The organism is Zoogloea sp., assembly GCF_041911615.1.
Classification (GTDB): Bacteria; Pseudomonadota; Gammaproteobacteria; order Burkholderiales; family Rhodocyclaceae; genus Zoogloea.
This window is the reverse complement of sequence record NZ_JAYROR010000066.1, coordinates 1-22,575: the sequence shown is the minus strand read 5'-3', so window position 1 is coordinate 22,575 and position 22,575 is coordinate 1. Positions and strand designations below refer to the sequence as shown.

Annotated in this window: 21 protein-coding genes; 2 read left to right on the top strand and 19 right to left on the bottom strand. The window is 65.5% G+C overall.

Annotated elements, in window-relative coordinates:
* Positions 1-6: 6 nt before the first annotated feature.
* The 19 genes from ACE3P2_RS07405 to ACE3P2_RS07315 form a co-directional block, all read right to left on the bottom strand.
* On the bottom strand, positions 7-192 hold the full coding sequence (locus ACE3P2_RS07405) for a DUF2065 domain-containing protein (protein WP_374262832.1): 186 nt from the start codon (positions 190-192) through the stop codon (positions 7-9).
* Entirely contained in the window at positions 192-1,112 is a 921-nt protein-coding gene (gene hflC, locus ACE3P2_RS07400) for a protease modulator HflC (RefSeq protein WP_374262830.1), read from the bottom strand. The genes ACE3P2_RS07405 and hflC overlap by 1 nt, the downstream gene beginning before the upstream one ends.
* Positions 1,112-2,380, bottom strand: coding sequence for an FtsH protease activity modulator HflK (gene hflK / locus ACE3P2_RS07395; protein ID WP_374262828.1), 1,269 nt, complete (start codon positions 2,378-2,380; stop codon positions 1,112-1,114). The genes hflC and hflK overlap by 1 nt, the downstream gene beginning before the upstream one ends.
* 57 nt (positions 2,381-2,437) lie before the next feature.
* Positions 2,438-3,571, bottom strand: a complete 1,134-nt coding sequence (gene hflX, locus ACE3P2_RS07390; RefSeq protein WP_374262825.1) for a GTPase HflX — start codon at positions 3,569-3,571, stop codon at positions 2,438-2,440.
* A 51-nt stretch (positions 3,572-3,622) separates the two neighbouring features.
* The gene (gene hfq, locus ACE3P2_RS07385) at positions 3,623-3,865 is read right to left on the bottom strand and encodes an RNA chaperone Hfq (protein ID WP_079434940.1); all 243 of its coding nucleotides are present in this window, start codon (positions 3,863-3,865) and stop codon (positions 3,623-3,625) included.
* A 103-nt stretch (positions 3,866-3,968) separates the two neighbouring features.
* On the bottom strand, positions 3,969-5,297 hold the full coding sequence (gene der, locus ACE3P2_RS07380) for a ribosome biogenesis GTPase Der (RefSeq protein WP_374262822.1): 1,329 nt from the start codon (positions 5,295-5,297) through the stop codon (positions 3,969-3,971).
* 15 nt (positions 5,298-5,312) lie between these two features.
* Positions 5,313-6,443 carry an outer membrane protein assembly factor BamB gene (gene bamB / locus ACE3P2_RS07375; RefSeq protein WP_374262819.1) on the bottom strand — a complete coding sequence of 377 codons (1,131 nt, stop codon included), beginning with the start codon at positions 6,441-6,443 and terminating at the stop codon, positions 5,313-5,315.
* Positions 6,440-7,093 (bottom strand): YfgM family protein, encoded by a 654-nt coding sequence (locus ACE3P2_RS07370; protein WP_374262817.1) that lies wholly within the window; start codon positions 7,091-7,093, stop codon positions 6,440-6,442. Before ACE3P2_RS07370 ends, bamB begins: the two co-directional genes overlap by 4 nt.
* A complete protein-coding gene (gene hisS, locus ACE3P2_RS07365) occupies positions 7,080-8,375 on the bottom strand; it encodes a histidine--tRNA ligase (RefSeq protein WP_374262814.1) in 1,296 nt (431 codons plus the stop codon). Before hisS ends, ACE3P2_RS07370 begins: the two co-directional genes overlap by 14 nt.
* A 33-nt stretch (positions 8,376-8,408) precedes the next feature.
* Entirely contained in the window at positions 8,409-9,659 is a 1,251-nt protein-coding gene (ispG, locus tag ACE3P2_RS07360; protein WP_374262811.1) for a flavodoxin-dependent (E)-4-hydroxy-3-methylbut-2-enyl-diphosphate synthase, read from the bottom strand.
* Positions 9,660-9,670: 11 nt separating this feature from the next.
* Entirely contained in the window at positions 9,671-10,567 is an 897-nt protein-coding gene (locus ACE3P2_RS07355) for a helix-turn-helix domain-containing protein (RefSeq protein WP_374262809.1), read from the bottom strand.
* 23 nt (positions 10,568-10,590) lie between these two features.
* Complete coding sequence (gene pilW / locus ACE3P2_RS07350; protein WP_374262806.1) at positions 10,591-11,391, bottom strand: type IV pilus biogenesis/stability protein PilW; 801 nt, start codon at positions 11,389-11,391, stop codon at positions 10,591-10,593.
* Positions 11,392-11,393: 2 nt separating this feature from the next.
* A complete protein-coding gene (rlmN, locus tag ACE3P2_RS07345) occupies positions 11,394-12,488 on the bottom strand; it encodes a 23S rRNA (adenine(2503)-C(2))-methyltransferase RlmN (RefSeq protein ID WP_374262803.1) in 1,095 nt (364 codons plus the stop codon).
* A gap of 45 nt (positions 12,489-12,533) precedes the next feature.
* On the bottom strand, positions 12,534-12,959 hold the full coding sequence (gene ndk / locus ACE3P2_RS07340; RefSeq protein WP_153160961.1) for a nucleoside-diphosphate kinase: 426 nt from the start codon (positions 12,957-12,959) through the stop codon (positions 12,534-12,536).
* Between the two features lie 412 nt (positions 12,960-13,371).
* Complete coding sequence (ccoS, locus tag ACE3P2_RS07335; RefSeq protein ID WP_374262800.1) at positions 13,372-13,557, bottom strand: cbb3-type cytochrome oxidase assembly protein CcoS; 186 nt, start codon at positions 13,555-13,557, stop codon at positions 13,372-13,374.
* A 9-nt stretch (positions 13,558-13,566) separates the two neighbouring features.
* Positions 13,567-16,047 (bottom strand): heavy metal translocating P-type ATPase, encoded by a 2,481-nt coding sequence (locus ACE3P2_RS07330; protein WP_374262797.1) that lies wholly within the window; start codon positions 16,045-16,047, stop codon positions 13,567-13,569.
* 160 nt (positions 16,048-16,207) lie between these two features.
* A complete protein-coding gene (locus tag ACE3P2_RS07325) occupies positions 16,208-17,491 on the bottom strand; it encodes a TRAP transporter large permease (RefSeq protein ID WP_374262795.1) in 1,284 nt (427 codons plus the stop codon).
* Positions 17,488-18,174 carry a TRAP transporter small permease gene (locus ACE3P2_RS07320; RefSeq protein WP_374262792.1) on the bottom strand — a complete coding sequence of 229 codons (687 nt, stop codon included), beginning with the start codon at positions 18,172-18,174 and terminating at the stop codon, positions 17,488-17,490. The genes ACE3P2_RS07325 and ACE3P2_RS07320 overlap by 4 nt, the downstream gene beginning before the upstream one ends.
* 88 nt (positions 18,175-18,262) lie before the next feature.
* A complete protein-coding gene (locus ACE3P2_RS07315) occupies positions 18,263-19,276 on the bottom strand; it encodes a TRAP transporter substrate-binding protein (protein ID WP_374262789.1) in 1,014 nt (337 codons plus the stop codon).
* Between the two features lie 178 nt (positions 19,277-19,454).
* Between ACE3P2_RS07315 and ACE3P2_RS07310 the strand changes: the two genes are divergently transcribed.
* Both ACE3P2_RS07310 and ACE3P2_RS07305 read left to right on the top strand, forming a co-directional pair.
* Complete coding sequence (locus ACE3P2_RS07310; protein WP_374262786.1) at positions 19,455-21,431, top strand: sensor histidine kinase; 1,977 nt, start codon at positions 19,455-19,457, stop codon at positions 21,429-21,431.
* Positions 21,428-22,030 (top strand): response regulator transcription factor, encoded by a 603-nt coding sequence (locus ACE3P2_RS07305; RefSeq protein WP_374262784.1) that lies wholly within the window; start codon positions 21,428-21,430, stop codon positions 22,028-22,030. The genes ACE3P2_RS07310 and ACE3P2_RS07305 overlap by 4 nt, the downstream gene beginning before the upstream one ends.
* The last annotated feature ends 545 nt before the right edge of the window (positions 22,031-22,575 follow it).

Sequence of the window (22,575 nt, the reverse complement as noted above, 5' to 3'; positions counted from 1 at the left end):
AGCGCCTCAGGAAAAAACAATCAGGATGAGGAGTCCAAGAACCATCGACCCCAGGCCGACGAAACGAATCTGCCCGTCTGCCAGGCGGATCAGACGGGCAAAGGTTTCGCGCCAGGTCGCCGGCGCGACGAACGGGATGATGCCTTCGAGAACCAGCATCAAGGCGAACGCGAGAATCAGCGTACGGCCCATTATTTCCCGTTCTTGGCGCTCTTGGTCGATTCGGCTGCCACAGCCGCCGAGCGACCGCCGGCAGATTTCAGGTATTTGAAGAACTCGGAATTCGGCTCGACGACCAGCACGTCGGACTTGTTCTTGAAGCTGTTCCGATAGGCCTCGAGGCTGCGGTAGAAGGCAAAGAACTCGGGGCTCTGACCGAAGGCCTGGGCGTAGATCGCCGACGCCTTCGCGTCGCCCTCGCCCTTGGCGATCTGCGCCTCGCGATAGGCTTCGGCCATGATCACTTCGCGCTGCTTGTCGGCGTCCGCCTTGATCTTTTCGGCCTCAGCACCGCCCTGCGAACGCAGTTCGTTGGCGACCCGCTTGCGCTCCGCCTCCATGCGGCGATAGACCGATTCGGAAACCTCGGTGGGCAGATCGACCCGCTTGAGACGCACATCGACGATCTGCACGCCGATCTTGCGCGCATCCAGGTCGGCCTTGACGCGCATGTCGTCCATGATCTTGTCGCGCTCGCCCGACACCACCTCGTGGACCGTGCGCTTGCCGAACTCCTCGCGCAGACCGGCGTTTACGGTCTGCTCGAGACGCGTCTTGGCGCGGGTTTCGTCGCCACCGACCGAAATGTAATAAAGCTTCGGATCGACGATGCGCCACTTCACGAACAGGTCCACGAGCACGTTCTTCTTCTCGGAAGTGATGAAGCGCTCAGGTTCGGACGAATCCAGCGTCAGGATGCGCTTGTCGAAATAGCGGACGTTCTGGATCAGCGGGATCTTGCCATGCAGGCCCGGCTCGCTGATCTGCCCCTTGACCTCGCCAAGCTGGAAGACAAGCGCATACTGCCGCTGATCGACGGTGAACAAGCTCATCGACAGGATGGCGAAGACGAACAGGCCGAGACCGGCAAAAAATGGTAGACGTTCACGCATCAGCGCTCTCCCCGCTCACGATTACGCATGGATTCGCGCGTACGCGTCTCGCCCGACAAGGCATCCGCCCGAGGCGGCGCAACACCGCTGTCCGACGGAGAAGGTGACGTGGCCGGACGGGTAACCGCCGCCGGCTCGGCCGCCACGGCAGCCGGCTGAACCGCCGTGCTCTGGATCAACTTGTCCAGCGGCAGGTACAGCAGGTTGCTGCCCGCCTTGGCATCGACCAGCACCTTGGAGGTATTCGAGAAAATTTGCTGCATGGTGTCGAGATACATGCGCTGGCGCGTCACCTCGGGCGCCTTGGCGTATTCGGCATAGATCTGCTTGAAACGCGAAGCATCGCCTTCGGCCTGCGCGACGACGCGGCTCTTGTGAGCCTCGGCTTCCTCGAGCAGACGCGATGCCGCGCCGCGAGCGCGCGGGATCACGTCGTTGGCATAGGCCTGACCTTCGTTCTTCTGTCGTTCGCGGTCCTGGCCGGCCTTGACGGCGTCGTCGAACGCGGCTTGCACCTGCTCGGGCGGCTGAGCATTCTGCATCGTCACCTTGCTGACCTGAATGCCGGTCGCGTAGCGATCGAGGATGTCCTGGGTCAGTTTCTGAGCGTTCGCCGCCACCTGCTCGCGCCCCTCGTAGAGCACGAAGTCCATCTTGCTCTTGCCGACAATCTCGCGCACCGCGGTTTCGGCCGCCTGGATCACCGAATCATCGGCATTCCGGTTGTTGAAAAGATACTGCTGCGGATCCTTGAGAATGTATTGCACCGCGAACTGGATATTCACGATGTTCTCGTCGTCCGTCAGCATCAAGGCCTCTTTGAGAACCTTGTTGCGCTCGGAACCACGATAGCCGATCTCTACCGTCCGCACGCCGGTCAGGTTGACCAGCTCATGGGTCTGGATCGGGTACGGCAGACGCCAGCGCAGGCCGGGCTCCGTCGCCTCGACAAAACGGCCAAACTGCAGCACCACGCCACGCTGGCTGGCATCGACGATGTAAAACCCGCTCGCCAGCCAGATCACCGCGGCGAACGCCGCCACGAGCCCCAGACCGCCACCGAACTGGCGGAAGTTGAACTCGGGCATCCGGCTGCCCCCGTCGTCGCCACCCGAACCGCCACCGCGCCCGGGATTACGACCGAACATGCCGGAGAGGCGACGATTGAAGTCGCGCCAAAGCTCTTCCAGGTCGGGCGGACCTTGGTTGTCGCCGCCACGATTGTCGCCGTTGCCGCGATTGCCCCATTTGGGATCGTTAAGAGACATGAGGATGCCTGAGATCACAGTGAAATTCCGCTCCGGGATGATTCGTGCCGACGCCGGTCAATCCGCGTCCGGAGTTTGTGAGGCGGCAGCCAGCGCTGCCTTGTGTTCCAGCGCCACGTCGGCGAGGACCTGGCGCAGCAAATCGAGCCCTTCGCCAGTTCTGGCGCTGAGCAAAACGCGCGTGATCTTACCACAAGCGTCCCGCTGGACCTCCGGGCTCGCCAAGGTCGCGTCGATCTTGTTCCAGACCTGAATTTGCGGCAGCGTACCAGCCCCGATCTCCTCGAGCACACCGTTCACCGCCGCGATCTGACCTTCGCGGTCTTCGCTGGCAGAATCGACCACATGCAGCAACAGATCGGCCGACACGGTCTCCTCGAGGGTCGCATGGAAGGCAGCGACCAACGAGTGCGGCAGATCACGAATGAATCCGACCGTGTCGGACAGCACGATGTTCCCCGCTTCGCCAAGAAAAAGTCGTCGGGACGTGGTGTCGAGCGTGGCAAACAGCTGATCGGCCGCGTAGGCCCCCGCTTTCGTCAGGGCATTGAAGAGTGTCGACTTGCCGGCGTTGGTGTAGCCCACCAGCGAGACCGTGAGCACATCGCGGCGCTCGCGCGCACGACGGCGCACCGATCGCTGCCGTTCGAGCTTGACGAGGCGGTCCTTCAGCAGCTTGACCCGCTCACCGAGCAGACGGCGGTCGGTCTCGAGCTGCTTCTCGCCGGGACCGCGCAGACCAATGCCACCCTTCTGGCGCTCCAGGTGAGTCCATCCGCGGACGAGCCGGGTGGACAAATGCTGCAACTGCGCCAGTTCAACCTGCAGCTTGCCCTCGTGACTCTTGGCGCGCAGGGCGAAAATGTCGAGGATCAACGCCGAACGGTCGATGACCCGACAGTTGAGCTTGCGCTCGAGATTGCGTTGCTGCGCGGCGGTGATGTCGTGGTTGAAGATGACGATGTCGGCCTCATTCATCTGCGCGACGAGACCGATTTCTTCGGCCTTGCCCTTGCCGACGAAATGAGCGGGGTCGGGCGCCTGCCGGCGCCCCTGGACAATCCCGACCACACTCGCACCCGCACTCTGGGCCAGCAGCGAAACTTCAGCCAGCCGTTCGTCGATGCCGCCCTGGCCAAAGTCTACCTGCACCAGGATCGCGCGATTACCCGAGGCCGGCCGGTCAAACATGCCGTCCCCGCTGTAAATTCTGGCCGCATCGCGGCCGCTGAATCATGCAGCTCAGCTTGCGGCCTCGTTCTGTTCCTGCTGGATGTTCACGGGACGAGCGGGCACGACGGTGGAGATGGCATGCTTGTAGACCATCTGGGTGACGGTGTTCTTCAGCAGGACGACGTACTGGTCGAAGGACTCGACCTGCCCCTGCAATTTGATCCCGTTCACGAGGTAGATCGAAACCGGCACGTGTTCGCGCCGCAGGGCGTTGAGGAACGGGTCTTGAAGGAGTTGCCCCTTGTTGCTCATGGTAGAACCTCTATGGTTGTAGTTTTATGAATGATTATAGAGCGATTTGCTGCGGCGCCACATGAACACCGCATCGCCCGGTCTTGGTGTGGAAATCGGTTCGTCAATCCCGCTCGGCATAGGGATTGTGGGACGACTTGAATTGTATCCGCAGCGGCGTTCCCTGCAGCCGGAACGCCTCCTGGAACGTTCGTTCCAGGAAACGCGTATATGACGCAGGCACATGATCGAGCGCACTGCCGTGGATCACGATCACCGGCGGATTCATGCCGCCCTGGTGGGCATAGCGCATCTTCGGACGGAAGCCCCCGTGGCGCGGCGGTTGCTGCTTGAGCACCGCGTCGAGCAACAGGCGGGTGAGCTTCGGGGTCGCGAGCTTGGTCATCGCCGCCGCGTAGGCGCCATCGACGGCCTTCAGCATCGGCACGATGCCCTGCCCTTTGAGCGCCGACACAAAGAGGAAGCGCGCGAAGCCGAGGAAAGGCAGCTTGCGGTCGATATCTTCCTTGATCCGCTGGCGGCGATAGTCGTCGACACTGTCCCACTTGTTGATCGCCACCACCAGTGCCCGCCCCGCCTCGACTACGAAACCGGCGATATGGGCATCCTGATCGGAGATTTCCTGGCTGGCGTCGAGGACGAGCACGACCACGTTGGCCTGCTCGACCGCCTGCAGCGTCTTGATCACCGAGAACTTCTCGACCGCCTCGAAGACCTTGCCCCGCTTGCGCAGGCCCGCCGTGTCGATCAGCGTGTAATGCTGGCCATTGCGCTCGAAGGGCACTTCGATGGCGTCCCGCGTGGTGCCGGGCATGTCGAACGCGATGACGCGCTCTTCGCCGATGAGCGTGTTGACCAGGGTCGACTTGCCCACATTGGGGCGGCCGACGATGGCCACCCGCGGGCCGCGCCCGGCCGGCTCGTCGTCTTCGGGATCTTCGGGAAAGGACTCGAGCACCAGTTCCATCAGCGCCGTGACGTTATCGCCGTGAGCCGAAGAAATGCACAGCGGATCGCCCAGGCCGAGTCGATGGAACTCGGCCGAGACCATCGCGCGGTTCATGCCCTCGGCCTTGTTCACGACCAGGAAGGTCGGACGGCCGGCGCGGCGCAGACGGGCCGCGATCTGTTCGTCGTGCGGCGTCAGGCCGGCGCGGGCGTCGACCATGAAGAGCAACGCATCGGCTTCGGCGATCGCCTGTTCGGCCTGCTTGGCCATTTCGTGGACGATGCCTTCCTTGGCCACCGGATCGAAGCCGGCCGTATCGACGACCAGAAATTCGCGCTCGGCGGCACGCCCGAGGCCGTAGCGCCGATCCCGGGTCAGCCCGGGAAAATCGGCGACGAGGGCATCGCGCGTCTTGGTGAGGCGGTTGAAAAGGGTGGACTTGCCCACATTGGGGCGTCCAACCAGGACGAGGGTCGGTTTCACGCGGGAGCGACTCCGTTATTGGATGCCGACGGCCGCAACGCTGCCGTCGCGGGACTGCACGATGATGCCACCCGGCGCGCGCTGCGGGTCGGCGAGCAAGGGGCTGGAGGCCGGACGTTGACGCCCGATGACGCTGCCGTCGTCCTTGCGCAGGACGTGCACGTAGCCCTCGACGTCACCGACGACCACGTTGTCGCCGATCACCCGGGGTCGTCCGGTTCCGCGGCCGGCAAATTGATCCTGCTTCCAGGCGCTGGCGCCGTTGCTGATGTCGAGCGCCATTACCGCGCCCTTCTCGTCGGTCACGTAGACGTGTTGCTCGTCCAGGTCGAGCCCCTTCGAGCTCGACAGGTCTCGCGTCCACAGCGTCGAGCCGTTGGCCATGTCGAAGCACGCGAGACGGCCCTGGTAGGCCACCGCGCAAGTGGCGCGGCTGCCGAGCACCGGCAAGCTGGTAATGTCGGCCATGCGCTCGAGTTCGGTCGCGCCACGCGGCACGGCAACCGTGCCTTCCCACATCAGGCTGCCGTTGCCAGGATTGATGGCGGCCAGCTTGCCACCCGGAAAACCCGCGAGGATGGCGTTGCTCTCGACCACTACACCCGCCGCGTTACGCAGCGAAAGCGGCGGTGTGGCGCGCTGGTAAACCCAGCGCTGACGCCCATCGGACGGATCCAGACCAAACAACCGGCTGTCGGCGCTGCGCACCACGATCAGGCTGTCTGACACGGCGGGCGCAGCAAGCACCTCGGCGTTGACGTTGCCGCGCCAGGCGATCTGCCCGGTGGTCGCATCGAGGGCGATCACCTCACCCTTCGGCGTGCCCACCACCACCCGATTGCCGTCGCTGCCGACGCCACCGGAAATCTTGGTCTTGAGCGCCGTCCTCCAGACGACCTTGCCGTTCTCGATCCGCGCCACTTCGTCACTGCCGGCGGCAAAAACCACGCCGCCGACGATGGCCGGCTGAAGCACGAACGCGCCCGTATCGCCCAGGCGCACGCGCCAGTCCTCTGCCGTGCGGATCGGGCTGGCGATGGGCTTGAGTGCCGGCAGCTTCGCGCCGCTGGCGAAGGGATTAAGCGAACTGCAGGCGCCAAGCGCCAAGGCGCCCAAGGCCGTCAGCGCCAGCTGCCGGGCTTTCATTGCGCACCCCCGACAGCATCGAGCTTGGCCTGCACGATCTCGCGCAGGGTCACGGCTTCAGCTTTGGTGGCAGTTTCGAGGGACGCGATCACCGACTTGTAGGCGGCGCGGGCATCGTCTTTCTTTCCCTGTGCGACGAGCACGTCACCCTTCAAATCGGCGAAACGTGCGGTGAGGCTGTCGTCCACCGGCGCCTGCAACTGGGCCAGCGCTTCATCGTAGGCTTTTTCGTCGAACATCACGGTAGCCAGACGCAGGCGAGCGATGTCGCGCAGCGCCGGGTCGTTGGCCTTGGTGGCCGCCCAGCTCAAGGGCACGCGGGCGTTCTTCAGATCACCGGCATCGACCTGAACCTTGGCCGACAGCAGCGCGGCAAGATCGGCGTAGGCGGTAGCGCCATACTTGTCGATAAGCGCACCGGCCACTTCGCGGGCTTTCTGGGCGTTGTGCTCGGCAGCGGCTGTCTGGAGCTGGTCGTAGAGTGCCGACGCCTCGAGTGTCTGCTTGCCCTTGTACCAGGTCCAGCCCTGCCAGCCGACAGAGGCCAGCGCAGCGGCGACGGCAACGCCGGTTACCAGCTTGCCGTACTGTTCCCACCAGCCCTTGATTTGGGAAATCTGTTCCTGCTCTTCGAGGTCAAATGCTGCCATCGTCGTCTTCCGCATCAATCAGGCGGTCTGCCAGGGTTTCGGGGAGCACGTCCATCGGAACGCGAATCTGTTCGCCACCGTCGCGCAGCGGCTTGAGGCTGACTTCACCGGCCGCGGCCTCGTCGTCGCCGATCACCACGGCGAACGGTGCGCCGGAGCCATCGGCTTTCTTCATCTGCGACTTGAAGCTGCCGCCGCCGCAGTGCAGTGTCACCGCGAAACCCGTGCCGCGCAGCGCCTCGGCAACCCGGAAGGCGGCGCGTTGCGCGGCCTCGCCGGCGTGTACGAGATAAACGTCGGGGACCATCCGCTGGGCTTCGCCGCCGCACTCCTGCCACAGCGCGAGGAGTCGCTCGACGCCCATCGCAAAACCGGCGGCCGGCGCAGGCTTGCCACCTAGCTGTGCCACCAGGCCGTCATAACGCCCACCGGCACAGATCGTACCCTGAGCCCCCAGGCGGCTGGTGACCCATTCGAACACGGTGCGGTTGTAGTAGTCGAGGCCGCGGACCAAGCGATGGTTGATGCGGTACGGCAAACCGGCGTCCTTCAGGAAGGTCTGCACGCCGTCGAAGTGCTTCAGCGATTCTTCACCAAGAAAGTCGGCCAGCTTCGGCGCTGCCTCGACGATGCCCTGGAGATCGGGATTCTTGGTGTCGAGGATGCGCAGCGGATTGCTGTAGAGGCGGCGCTGGCCGTCCTCGTCGAGGCTGTCCTTGTGCGCTTCGAGATAGGTGATCAGCGCGGCGCGGTGCGCTGCGCGCTCCTCGCTGCTCCCAAGGGAATTGATCTCGAGCTTGACGTCTTCCAGCCCCAGATCGTCCCACAACCGCGCGCACATCAGGATGTGCTCGGCATCCACGTCGGGACCGTCGAACCCGAGGGCCTCGACGCCGATCTGGTGGAACTGACGATAGCGCCCCTTCTGCGGACGCTCGTGGCGAAACATCGGCCCGTGATAGTAAAGACGGCGCGGCTGGCTGAACAGCAGGTTGTGCTGGATCGCGGCACGCACGCAGGACGCCGTGCCTTCGGGGCGCAGGGTGAGATGCTCGCCGTTCAGGGCATCCTCGAAGGAATACATCTCCTTCTCGACGATATCGGTCACCTCGCCGATGGCGCGCTTGAACAGCGGCGTCGGTTCGACGATCGGCATGCGGATCGGGCGGTAGCCGTAGCTGTGCAGCCAGTCGCGGACGATGTCCTCGAACTGCTCCCAGATTTCGGCCTCATCGGGCAGGATGTCGTTCATCCCGCGCACGGCCTGGAGGGTCTTGCTCATGATTCCTTTTGTTCTTCTGACGGGCAACGCGGCTCAGGCCACGACGCCCTTGCGGGGATAGGTGCGGGCCACGTAGCGCTCGATGATGGCCTTGAACTCGTTGGTGATGTTGTCGCCGCGCAAGGTCTGGGTCTTGACCCCATCCTCGAAGACCGGCGCGGCTGGCGACTCGCCGGTACCCGGCAGCGAGATGCCGATGTTGGCATGCTTGCTCTCCCCCGGGCCATTGACGATGCAGCCCATCACCGCGAGGGTCATGTTCTCGACACCATCGAACTGGTCGCGCCAGATCGGCATGTTGTCGCGGACGTAGCTCTGCACGTCGGACGCCATTTCCTGGAACAACGTGCTGGTCGTGCGTCCGCAACCGGGACAGGCCGTCACCATCGGCGTGAAGGCCCGCAAACCCATGGTCTGCAGGATTTCCTGCGCCACGATGACTTCCTGGGTGCGGCTACCGTTGGGTTCGGGCGTCAGCGAGACACGGATGGTGTCGCCGATGCCTTCCTGCAGCAGCACGGCCAACGCCGCAGTGGAGCCGACGATGCCCTTCGAACCCATGCCGGCCTCGGTCAGGCCGAGATGCAACGGGTAATCGCAGCGGGCGGCCAGATCGCGATAAACGGCGATCAGATCCTGCACGCTGCTGACCTTCGCAGACAGGATGATCTTGTTGCCCGCCAGGCCGTATTCCTCGGCCTTGATCGCCGATTCTAGGGCCGACGTGACCAGCGCCTCGCGCATCACCGCGCCCGCGTCGCGGGGCACCGCGCGCTTGGCGTTCTCGTCCATGATGCGGGCCATGACCGACTGATCGAGGCTGCCCCAGTTCACGCCGATGCGCACCGGCTTGTCGTACTTGCAGGCCATCTCGACGATGGCGGCGAACTGGGTATCGCGCTTGGCACCCTGCCCCACGTTACCGGGGTTGATGCGCAGCTTGTCGAGCGCCTCGGCGCAGGCCGGGTTATCGGCCAGCAGCTTGTGCCCGTTGTAGTGGAAGTCGCCGACCAGCGGAACGTCGAGGTTCATCTGGAGCAGCTTTTCGCGGATTTTCGGCACCGCCTTGGCGGCTTCGTCGGTGTTGACGGTGATCCGCACCAGCTCGGAGCCGGCCCGAGCCAGCTGCGCCACCTGCATGGTGGTGGCGAAATCGTCGGCGGTGTCGGTATTGGTCATCGACTGCACGACGACCGGGCCGTCAGAGCCGATCAGCACGCGACCGACTTTAACCTGGCGCGTCGTGCGGCGGGCGGCGGCGCGCCCGGAAAGAAGAAGGTCCATGATGCGTCCTGTCATTCGAACTTGAGGCGGGCGATGGTCGCCTTGCCCGTGAGGCCGAAATCGACCGCCTTGCCGTTACGCTCGAGCTTGACTGCGCGGGCGTTTCCGACAACCACCGACAACGGCGCAGCTGCTTCGATTTCCTGTCGGGAGCCGGCCTTGCCGAGCTTGCTGAAGATCGCCTTGCCGCTCTTGTCCTTTACCTCGACCCACGCATCCTCGGCGAACTCGAAGACGAGCTTGTCGTTACCGGTGGCCGCGGGCGCGACTGCTTCGGGGGCGGTGGGCGCCGCAGGCTGCGCCGGAGCGGGCTGGGACTCGGCGGGCACGACTACCGGCGTCGGGGAGACTTCGGTCCCCTGCGATGCGGGCGCGGCGTCGGGTCGGGCCACGGCATCAGCGCCAGCGGCGGGCGGAACCGCGGCCGCCTCGGCGGCTGCCGCCTGGCTGTCGGCCTGCGCCTGGGCCGTTTCGGCGACCAGGTCTTCGGTGGGTTTCTTGCGCTGGGTATCGTAATACCACCCCGCGACGACCAGACCGAACAACGCGAGGGCGGCGATCATGCCCGGAATCACCGAGCGCCGGAAACGGCCGCGCCCGACCTGGGGCATGTCGCCGTGGGCGTTCGAGGCCGGCGACAGCTCGACCGTCTCGCTACGCGCCGGCGACTGCAGCCCGGCCAGCAGGGGCTCCGGATCAATCTTGAGCAGGCGCGCATAGTTGCGCAGGAAGCCACGGGTGAACGCGGCACCGGGCAGCACGTCGAACCGGCCGGATTCGAGCGCTTCGATCTGACGGGAATTGAGCTTCAGGGAGTTCGCCACTTCGGCGATGCTGAGGCCCTGGGACTCGCGGGTGCGCCGCAGGGTGTCGGCGATGGACGAATCCGACGGGACACTGGTGGACATTTGCGGCTGGACTTGGGGATCGGTCACTGATACTGCCCTTGCAAGAAAGCCTGATACTCGGGAGAGCCGGGGAAACGGCGCCGCAGTTGCTGGACGAAGGAAGCCTCCGCCGTGCGGTCACCGAGCTTGCGTTCGGTGCGCGCCGCCAGCCAGAGGCTCTCTGCGGACGGCTCGCCGGCCTGATGAAGCGCGGCGAGATAACGTTTCGCCGCGTCGTAGGCGCCACGCCGGTAGGCGATGGCTGCCAGGTGATAGATCGCCTGGACGTTGCCGTTGTCGGCCTCGGCCGCACGCAGGAAGCTGGCTTCGGCTGCGGTGTCGTTCTTCAGGCGCAGATAGCACAGCCCGGCATTGGCCAGGGCACGGGTCGGCGTCTGGTAATACGGATTGCGGGCGGCGGTGTTGAGTTGCTCGATGCCGGCTTGCTCCTTGCCCGTCGAGCACAGGAACCAGCCGTAGCTGTTCATGATTTCGGGGTCGCCCGGCGCCAGTTGCAGGGCCCGCTCGAAGTTGGCAGCGGCCACGGTGTTCTCTTCGAGATACATGTGAACCAGCGCCATCAGCTGATAAGCCGGCGCGTAACCCGGATCGTAGTAGGCGGCGGCCTTCGCTTCGTCGAGGGCGACGCCGTAGCGGGCGACCTGAAGATAGGCCTGCCCCAGCTCGACGTGCACCCGCGCCTTGCGCTGGGCGTCATTGACAGTGGGCCGGTCGGAAACCGGACGCTCGATCGAAGCCACCGGCGTGCCGAACTGGGAGCCGGCGCAACCCGACAGACCGGCGATCAGCGCGCCCGCGGCGAAGGCGGTGAGGATTCGTTTCACGTTCAGGCTCCGGCGATCGGCACGATACGGGTCGTGCGGCGGGTCTTGTCCTTCACCTGGCCGGCGAGCTGGCCACAGGCGGCATCCACGTCGTCGCCGCGGGTCTTGCGGGTGGTGGTGACGATGCCGGCATTGATGAGGATCTCGGCGAAGCGCTTGATGCGCGGCGCCGGCGAACGCTCGAAGCCGGAGTTCGGGAAGGGGTTGAACGGAATGAGGTTGAACTTGCAGGGCACATCGCGGGTGAGCGCGATGAGCTCACGGGCATGGGCGTCGGAATCGTTGATGCCGTCGAGCATCACGTACTCGAAGGTGATGAAGTCGCGCGGCGCACGCTCGAGGTAACGCTGGCAGGCTGCCATCAGCTCGCGGAGCGGGTACTTCTGGTTGATCGGCACCAGCTTGTCGCGCAGGGCGTCGTTGGAGGCGTGCAGCGACACAGCCAGGGCGGTCGGGCAGGCTTCGCGCAGGCGGTCCATCGCCGGGACGATGCCCGAGGTGGAAACCGTGACGCGGCGGCGCGAGAGCCCGTAGGCGTTGTCGTCGAGCATCAGATTGAGGGCCGACACGACGTTGTCGAAATTGGCGAGCGGTTCGCCCATGCCCATCATCACCACGTTGCTGATGACGCGCTCGCCATCGCCGGTGGCGCCCAGAAGGCGGTTGGCGAGCCACAGCTGGCCGATGATCTCGGCGGCACTGAGGTTGCGGTTGAAGCCCTGTTTGCCCGTCGAGCAGAAGGCACAGTCGAGCGCACAACCGGCCTGGGACGAGATGCACAGGGTGCCTCGGTTGGTCTCGGGAATGAACACCGTCTCGACCGCGTTGGCGTTGCCCACGTCGAGCAACCACTTGCGGGTGCCGTCGGTCGAGATGCTGTCGCGCACAGGAACCGGCGGCGTGATGCAGGCCGTCGCCGCGAGCTTGGCCCGCAGCGATTTGGCCACGTCGGTCATCTGCTCGAAATCGGTCGCGCCGAAACGATGCACCCAGCGGAGCACCTGCTTGGCACGAAAAGGTTTCTCACCCTGCTGGACGAACCAGTCGGTGAGCGCTGCTGCATCGAAATCGAGAAGATTGACCACGTTTGTTTCCATCCAGACCGGCGGGAAGAAGGGATTTCATCCCGCCGGTAGAGATCATCAACGGCTGTAAACGTTCATGCCGGGGAAGAAGAAGGCGACTTCCACGGCAGCGGTTTCGGGCGCGTCGGAGCCGTGCACGGCGTTGGCGTCGATGGACTCGGCGAAATCGGCGCGGATGGTGCCCTTGTCGGCCTTCTTCGGATCGGTGGCGCCCATCAGCTCACGGTTCTTGGCGATGGCGTTCTCGCCTTCCAGACACTGGATCATCACCGGACCGGAAGTCATGAAGGAAACCAGATCCTTGAAGAAGGGGCGCTCTTTGTGGACAGCGTAGAACTCGCCGGCTTCACGCTCGGAGAGGTGGGCCATCTTGGCGGCGATGACCTTCAGGCCGGCGCCTTCGAAGCGGGCGTAGATCTGGCCGATCACGTTCTTGGCGACGGCATCGGGCTTGATGATGGACAGGGTGCGTTCAATAGCCATGAGTCAGGACTCCGTGAGACAAAGGATGGTCGAAAAACCGAAAGCTTGGAATTTTAGCAGGTTGAGGCGTCGCATCGGCGTTTTTCGGCTCGATGGCGGCGACGAACGGCCGGCGCAGGGAAAATTCGGCCGCGGCACGGCACGGAGAGGCGCGTTATGCGCGGAACGGCAAGGCGGCGGGATGTCGGGCGGAATGCCCTCGAAGACGGGATCAGGCAAAAAAAAGGGTGCGCATCGCGCACCCCCAACCCCAACAGAGAGACTTGAGTCACAGGCATTTCTGCCTGGAAGACGCTCGTTCTTGCTCGCACTCGCGTCTTCAACCTGGCGCGAAGTATGCGTGAGGATCGGGGGGCAAAACTTGATTTGAATCAAAAACCCTTCAAGTAGAAGGGGGATCGACGAAGGGCGCTCACGGCTTTTTCGGTGCCTCGCCGCCAGACGCCTTGCTGGGCGGGTCGTCGTCGTCGATGACCACCCGATAGCCCGGCCCTTCGAGATCGTCGAACTGTCCGCTGCGGACCGACCACCAGAAAATCAGGCCGATCAGGAACACCAGGACGACCGACAGGGGAATGAGCAGGTAAAGGCTTTCCATGATCCGATCTCAGCGAAGCCGGCGCTGCAGGCGCAAGGCGTTGAGGACGACGAGGAGCGAGCTCGCCGACATGCCGATACCGGCCATCCAGGGCGTCACGAGCCCGAACATGGCAAGGGGTACGGCGGTGAAATTGTAGGCGAAGGACCACCACAGGTTCTGGCGGATGATCGTGAGCGCCCGACGCGACAGGTCCAGCCCGTCGGCCAGCGAGGCCAACCGCCCGGACAGCAGCACGATGTCGGCCTGGTTGCGGGCGAGATCGGTGCCTCCGCCCATCGCCACCGACACCTGGGCCTGGGCGAGCACCGGTGCGTCGTTGACGCCGTCGCCGACCATCGCCACCAGGGCGCCGTCCTTTTGCAGCGCCGACAGCGCGGCGTGCTTGCCCTCCGGTGTCATGCCGCCGAGGGCGTGGGAGACATCGAGGCGGCGAGCCAGTTCCTCGACCGTGGCCGGCGTGTCGCCGCTGAAGATCGACAAGTCGATGCCTTTCGCGCGCAGCGACGCCAGCGCCGCCGGGCAATCCTCGCGCAGGCCGTCCGTCAGGGCGAATCCCGCCAGCCAGCCAGCCGACGAACCGAGGGCGATCACCGTGCGCCCGGAACGCTCGTCGGCGCGCAGGGCCTCGGGCTCGGGCGTACCGACCAGCGCGGCGACGAAGGCCGGCCGGCCGATCCGGTAGGCGACGCCGTCGAGCGTCGCGGCGACGCCCTGCCCGGTCGTTGCCGCGAGACCGGCGAAGGCCGCCACCGGCGCATCGCCGGCACGCTGACGCAGGGCTGCGGCGATGGCGTGCTCCGAGCCCTGCTCGAGGCCCGCGGCCAGACGCAGCACGTCGGCCTCGTCGGCGCCGCCGAGCAAGCGCACCGCCTCGACGCGCATCTCGCCGTAGGTGAGCGTGCCGGTCTTGTCGAAGACGAAATGGTCGGCCCGGGCCAGGGCTTCGATGGCGTGGCCGCGGGTGACGAGCACGCCCATCCGCGCCAGCGCGTCGGTGGCCACGGTGAGGGCCACGGGCGTGGCGAGCGACAGCGCGCAGGGGCAGCTCACCACCAGCACCGAGACGAACACCCACAGCGCCCGCTCGGGGTCGTGCCACCACCACCAGACGGCCGTGATGCACGCCAGCACCAGCAGCGCGACGATGAAGTAGGCGGCGATCCGGTCGGCCTGCTGGACGACGCGGGGTTTCTCGGCCGAGGCGCGCTCCATCAACTGACGGATCGCCGCGAGGCGGGTGTGCTCGCCGGTGCGGGTGACGCGCACGCACAGCGGGCTGCCGATGTTCACGCTGCCGCCGGTAACCGGCGAACCCGGGCGCTTGGGCACCGGACGGCTCTCGCCGGTGAGCAGCGCCTCGTTGGCGTCGCTCTCCCCGTCGGCGACGATGCCGTCGGCAGGCAGGGTCTCGCCGGGCTTGACACGGATCACGTCGCCGACCTGCAGCTGCGACACCGGCACCTTCTCGCCGTCCGGCGCGGGCCAGGCGGCCAGCCGCTCGGCGAACGCCGGCAGGGCCTTGCCGAGCTCCTCAACGCCACGCACGGCCCTCTGGCGCGCCAGCATCTCGACGTAACGGCCACACAGCAGGAAGAACACGAACATCGTCACCGAGTCGAAGTAGACCTCGCCGTGACCGATGAAAGTGGCCCAGCAGCTCGCGACGAATGCCGCGCCGACGCCCAGCGCCACCGGCACATCCATGCCCAGCCGACGCAGCTTGACGTCGCGCCAGGCGTGGCTGAAGAAAGGCGCGGCGGAATAGAGCACCACCGGCGCGGTGAGGATCAGGCTCGCCCAGCGCATCATCGCCTCAATGTCGGCGGTCATGTCGCCGTCGGCGATATAGGCCGGGAAGGCGTACATCATTACCTGCATCATGCCGAAGCCGGCGACGAACAGCCGCCACAGGGCCGAGCGCCGTTCGCGCTCGGAAATCTGCTCGGAGCGCGCTGCGTCGTAGGGATAAGCCCGGTAGCCGATGGCCTGGATCGCCGCGAGGATGTCGGAGAGCTTGATCTTGCGCTCATCCCAGCGCACCCGGGCGCGGCGGGTGGCGTAGTTGATGTCGACAGCGGTGACGCCAGGCTGGTGGGCCACGTGCTGCTCGTTGAGCCAGATGCACGCGGCGCAGGTGATGCCCTCGAGGATCAGCGCCGCTTCGCGCTCGTGCTCGCCGATGGGCTTGACGAAGCCTTGCTGGAAATCCGGGTGATCGAAGAGGTCGAGGTCCTTCAGCTCGTCCGGCATCGCTTCGCGCGCCTGCTCGGGCATCGCGTCGCGACGGCGATAGTAGTCGATCAGGCCGCTGCTGACGATCGACTGGGCAACCGCCTGACAGCCGGTGCAGCACATCTGATGTCGCTCGCCGTCGATATCCACGGGCAGATCGACGTCGGCGGGAATCGGCAGACCGCAGTGATAGCAGTCGTGTTCGGGGGGCGGGGGAGCGGACGACGGCGTGGAGGGGGGCAACGACTGGGACAACGCGGGCCTCGCAGACGACTCGCGACCGGGGATGGCCGCGGAAAACACGCCGTTTTATCACAAAGCGCCGGCAATCCAAACCGGCCCGGGCGATTCGGTGCGAAAGCGCGACAAAACGTCGCCCCCTCGCACCGCCATCGCCCGCCCGCGTCGGCGGCGCTCACAGCACCCCGAGCATCCGCGGAAACCACAGCGACAACGCTGGCCAGTAGGTAACGAGACCGAGAAAGGCGAGCATCGACAGCAACCACGGCCACACCGCCACGGTGAGCTCGGTGATGCCCATCCGGGTGATCCCCGACGCCACGTACAGGTTGAGCCCCACCGGCGGGTGACACATGCCCACTTCCATGTTCACCACCATGATGATGCCGAAGTGAACCGGATCGATGCCCAGCTTAATCGCCACCGGGAACAGGATCGGCGCGAAGATCAGGACGATCGACGAGGGTTCCATGAAGTTGCCGGCGAGCAGCAGCAGCACATTCACCGCCAGCAGAAAGGCGATCGGGCCGAGCCCGTTGCCCAGCATCCAGTCGGCCAGCGCCTGGGGAATGCCCTCGTTGGTCATGATGAAGGAGAACAAGACCGCGTTGGTGATGATGTAGAGCAGCATCGCCGACATGTTGGCGGAGTTCAGCAGCACCTTCGGCACGTCGGAGAGCGGCATGTCGCGATACACGAACACCGCCACGATGAAGGCGTACACCGCGCTCATCGCCGCGGCCTCGGTGGGGGTGAAGATGCCGGTGTAGATCCCGCCCATCACCACCACGATGAGCAGCAGCCCCCAGACTGAATCCCGGAAGGCCTTGATCCGCGCCCCCATCGACGCTCTCGGCTGGCGCGGGTAATCGAAGTGACGGGCGCGATACCAGGTGACCCCGCCGAGCAACAGGGCCAGCGCCAGCCCGGGCACCACGCCGGCCATGAACAGCGCGCCGACCGAGGTGTTGGTGGCCACCGAATACATCACCATCACGATCGACGGCGGAATCAGGATGCCCAGCGCCCCGGCGGTGGTGATGATGCCGGCGCCGAAGCGGTTCGGAAAGCCCGCACGCACCATCGCCGGCAGCAGGATCGAGCCGATCGCCACCACCGTCGCCGGCGACGAGCCCGACACCGCGGCGAACAGCGCGCAGGCCAGCACGCCAGCGAGGCCGAGACCGCCATGCCAGTGGCCGACCATCGCGGTGGCGAAATGGATCATCCGCCGCGCCACCCCGCCATGGGTGAGGAAGTTGCCCGCCAGGATGAAGAACGGGATGGCCATGATCTCGAACTTCTCGATCCCGGTGAACAGTTTGAGCGCCACCGATTCGAGCGGCACCTCGGTCATCGCGAAGAGGAAGGTAAGCACCGTGAGGCCGAGGGAAATGGAGATCGGCATGCCGGTCAGCATCAGGACCAGCAGCACGCCGAAGATGATCGCCGCGTTCATGGCCGGCCTCCCTGTCGATCGTCGCGCGGAGCGTGCTTCAGGTCGCGCAGATGCAGGTTGTCGTCGAGGCCGTAGACGTCGGCATCCACCGGCAGCGGCGCGTCCAGCCCATCCACGTGGCCGTGATCGTGATGGGGCAGCTCGCCGCTACGCACGAAGCGCCATGCCACCTGCAGGAAGCGGAAGCACATCAGGCTCGATCCCAGGGGAATCGCGCTGTAGACCATCCAGGTCGGCCATTCGAGATCGGGCGTGGTCGGACCTTCCGGCACCTCGCCGAGGTCGGCGCCGGTGACGTGCAGCAACGCGTAGTGCGCGCCGTTCTCCCACACGAAGTGCGCGCCCAGCGTCGCCACCACGCCGGTGAACAGCGCGCCGGCCAGCAGGCCGAACACGATGAAACGGGCCCGGTTGCGGTCCGACAGGCGATTGATGAGCACATCGACGCCCACGTGGATGCCGGTGCGCACGCCGTAGGCCGCGCCGAACTTGGCCATCCAGACGAACAGGATGATGCACAACTCCTGCGCCCAGCTGAAATTGAGCGACAGCAACCAGTCCTGCAGGCCGGGAATGCTCAGTCCGGCCAGATAGCGGTGGATGACGGACAGGAAGATGATCAGCGTCGCGCCGCCCATCAGCAGCGTGATGATCCCCTCCTCCAGACGATCGAGAATCTTCATGGCGCTCCAACCTCACCGACACATGCAGCCTGCGCTGCGGGAAACCCGGACCGGCGCCCGCCACCGGGATCGACGGCGGGCGAGGACATCACAGCTTGGTGGGATCGAAGCCGGTTTCCTTGTAGATCGACTGAATCAGATCGCGGCCGATGCGGCCTTCCATCTTCTGGTGCACCGGCACCAGTGCCTTCTTGAAGGCCAGCTTCTCGTCCTTGGTCGGGGTATAGACCTGCGTCTTGCCGGACTTCCGGATCGCCTCGAGGGATTTGTCGTTTTCCTCCTGGGCGATCTTGTTGGCGTAGGCGGTAGCCTCCTTCATCGCCTGTTCGAGTTGGCCGCGCACGTCGCCCGGCAGGCCGTCCCAGAACTTCTTGTTGGCGATCACCGCGTAGCCCAGGTAGCCGTGGTCGGTCAGGGTGAGGTACTTCTGCACCTCGTGCATCTTCTGGGTGTACATGTTGGAGTGGGGATTCTCGGTGCCGTCCACCACACCGGTCTGCAGCGCCTGGTACACCTCCGAGAATGCCATCACCTGCGGCAGACCGCCCAGGGCACGCACCTCCTCCTCGAGCACTTTCGACGACTGGATGCGCAGCTTCTTGCCCTTCAGGTCGGCCGGGGTGCGGATCGGCGTGTTGGCCGAGAACGACTTGAAGCCGTTGTCCCAGTAGCCCAGCCCGACGATGCCCTTTGACTCCAGTTTCTTGAGGATGCCCGCGCCCACCGGCCCCTGGGTCACCCGGTGCAGCTCGGTGTAATCGTCGAAGATGTAGGGCAGATCGAACACTTCGAACTCCTTCACCCCCAGCGGCCCGAACTTGGCGAGCGAAGGCGCCAGCATCTGCACCGCGCCCAGCTGGAGCGCCTCGAGCTCCTCCTTATCTTTGTACAGCGCGCTGTTGGCGAACACCTCGACCTTCACCCGGCCACGGGTCAGCTCCTCGGCGCGCTTCTTGAAAAACTCCGAAGCCTTGCCCTTCGGCGTGTCGGCGGCCACCACGTGGCTGAACTTGATGACGATCGGCCCCTGGGCGGCGCTCAGGCCGGAAAAACCGGCAAGACCCAGGGCTGCAAGACTCAACAGGGCGGCGCGACGCTTCATCGTTGTCTCCTTTATAAAAGTCTCCTAATAATACGCATCCGCAAGCCGTCCCGGCGGCCTCGCGAACGTGCCCGTTTCCGGGCAAGCCCCTTTGCCGTCTCAATTGTGGCTATCCCCAGTGGGGAAAGCGCGGATGGCCGAAGCCCCGCCGACGGGCGATAACACAGGCTGCGCAACCATGATCGCCAACCCCTTGCCCACCCCCGCCGCCACCCCGCCGCCCCGCTGGTACTGGAGCCTGCCCTACGCCGCGGTCGCCCTGTTCATCGCCACGATGGCCGCCCTGCTGTGGCTCACCCATCGCCAGGACGCCGAGGAGGAACGCGCCACCCTCATCAACGACGTGCTGTGGATGGAGCAGAACCTCTCCTTCCAGTTCGAGCGCAACAACGGCCTGCTTACCCAGCTCGGACCCGAACTGCTGGCCAGGCCGCGCCACGGCACCACCACCGAAGCCCGCCTCAAACGCGCGCTCGATCCCGAGAGCGGGATGATCCGCATCCTGTGGCTCGACACCCACGGCAAGGTGCGCGGCGCCGAGCCGCCCTACACCGACTCGCACCTGGTCGGCGAGGCCGCCGGCACCTTTCCCTCCTCGGCCGCCTGGCGCCTGTCCACCTCGATGGGCCGCCCGGTCTACAGCGAGGCCTACGCCGTTATTGACAACCAGACCCACTTCGAAGTCCACGTGCCGATCTTCGAGGGCGGTCGCCATCTCGGCTCGGTGGTCGGCGTGTATTCGGTCAACGACATGCTCGCCCGGCAGGTGCCCTGGTGGTTCTCCGAGCGCTACCGGGTCTCGGTCACCAACAATCTGGGCGTCGAGATCGCCGCCCGCTCCAAGGTTTCGCCGCTGTCCACCTTGTCCTACGAAATTCCCTTCGAGCCCCCCGGGCGCGGCCTCAACCTGGTCATCACCGCCTACAAATCCGAGGTGCGCTGGATCTCGCTGCTGCTCATGGGCTCGCTCGCCGTGCTCGCCGCCGCCATCGTCTGGAGCCTGTGGCAGTTGCGCCGCCACATGCTGCGCCGTCAGGCCGCCGAACAGGCCCTGCGCAGCGAGCACGCCTTCCGCAAGGCGATGGAAGACTCCCTCAACACCGGCATGCGCGCCCGCGACATGAACGGCCGCATCACCTACGTCAATCCCGCCTTCTGCCGGATGGTGGGCTGGCGTGCCGAAGAACTCGTCGGCCTGGTGCCGCCGATGCCCTACTGGGCCCCCGAAAGCCTCGACCGCACCTACGAGGTGCACCAGATGATCCTCGGCGGCAACGCGCCGCCCCAGGGCGTCGAGATCCGCCTGATGCGCCGCAGCGGCGAGCGCTTCGACGCGCTGCTGATCGAAGCCCCGCTGATCGACGCCGACGGCAGGCAGATCGGCTGGATGGGCTCGATGGTGGACGTCACCGAGCAGAAACGCACCCAGGAACTCGCCCGCCAGCAGCAGGAACGCCTGCAGGCCACCGCCCGCCTCGTCACCATGGGCGAGATGGCCTCCACCCTCGCCCACGAGCTCAACCAGCCCCTGGCCGCCATCTCCAGCTACAACACCGGCTGCCTCAACCTCATCGAGCACGGCCAGCTCGCCGAGGGCGAACTCACCGGCATCCTGCAGAAGATCGGCAAGCAGGCCCAGCGCGCCGGCCAGATCATCCGCCGGGTGCACGCCTTCGTGCGGCGCAGCGAACCCAAGTTCGAGACGGTGGATCTGGACGCCATCATTCGCGAGGCCGTCGGCCTGGTCGAACCCGACGCCGTGCGGCGCGGGGTGAGCATCGACCTGGAACTCACCGAACCCCTGCCCGGCGTGCTCGCCGACCCGGTGATGATCGAGCAGGTGGCGGTCAACCTCATTCGCAACGGCATGGACGCCATGGCCGACACGCCCCGCGGCGAGCGGCGCCTGCAGCTCGTCACCCGCGAGCAGGATGGCCTGCTCGTCTTCAGCGTGGCCGACCGGGGCAAGGGCATCCCGCCTGAAGTCGCCGAAAAACTCTTCGCCCCCTTCTTCACCACCAAGGAAGAGGGCATGGGCATGGGCCTCAACATCTGCCGCTCCATCGCCGAGTTGCACCGCGGCCGCCTCAGCTTCGAGGCCCGCCCCGGCGGTGGTACGATTTTCAACTTCTCGCTCCCCGTTCACGCCCCATGAGCCCACCCCTCGCCCACATCGTCGACGACGACGAAGCCATCCGCGACGCCCTCGGCTGGTTGTTCCGCACCCGCAACGTGGCGGCCCGCGCCTGGCCCTCGGCCGAGGACTTTCTCGCCGCCTGGCAGCCCGACTGGCAGGGCTGCATCGTGCTCGACATCCGGATGCGCGAGATGAGCGGTCTCGAATGCTTCGACGCCCTGCTCGAGCGGGGCAACACCCTGCCGGTGATCTTCCTCACCGGCCACGGCGACGTGCCGATGGCCGTCGGCGCCCTCAAGAAAGGCGCCTTCGACTTCCTCGAAAAACCGGTGGACGACAACGCCCTGGTGGATGTGGTGATCCGCGCCCTCGCCAGCAACGCGCGACACCAGCTCAACCAGGAAACACAGGCCAGCGTCGCCACTCGCCTCGCCCAGCTCACCCCGCGGGAGCAGGAGGTCATGCAGCTGGTGCTGGCCGGCAAGTTCAACAAGGTGATCGCCGACGAACTGAACATCTCGATGCGTACGGTCGAGGTACACCGCTCGCGGGTGTTCGAGAAAATGGGCGTGCGCTCCGCCGTCGAACTGGCCCAGCTCCTCGCCCCTCGGGACTGAGCACGCCCTGGCGGGCGCGATTCGCTCACAAACCTGGACGCGCCGAGCCGAAACCTGAAACCTTCAATCGCAGACTTGAACTTTTCCAGGACCAACTTGCGATCGCTCAACTCAAAGCGGGCACTTTCCAAGTCTGACTTGAAACACCGCACGTCCTGTTTGGAGGCGTTCGACAAAAACCTACGGCCTTTCAAGTTTTTGCTGGACGGCTGCAAGTCCAACCCGAAACCACTCAGATTCCGCTTAAGCGCGACAAGACGTTGCGTGCGTCAACTCAGGCGGGAGCGCTGATCGGGTATCCGGCGGATTCCGGGTTGCGGCAGCCAGATCGCGCCTGCGGGGGCGTGTTCAGGTATCGAGGCCGTATCGCGCCACCGAGCGCAGGTTTCCGCACCCAGCGCCCGCCCCCTTCAATCCGAGAACCCCTGGGTGTAGCGGGACCAGTCCGCGTCGCGGCGCAGGCCCCACCAGGGCAGATAGGCGTTGCCTTCGCCGCGGGCGCGGAACCAGTTGCGCTCGGGGTCGACGATGCGCGGGCGGGCCGG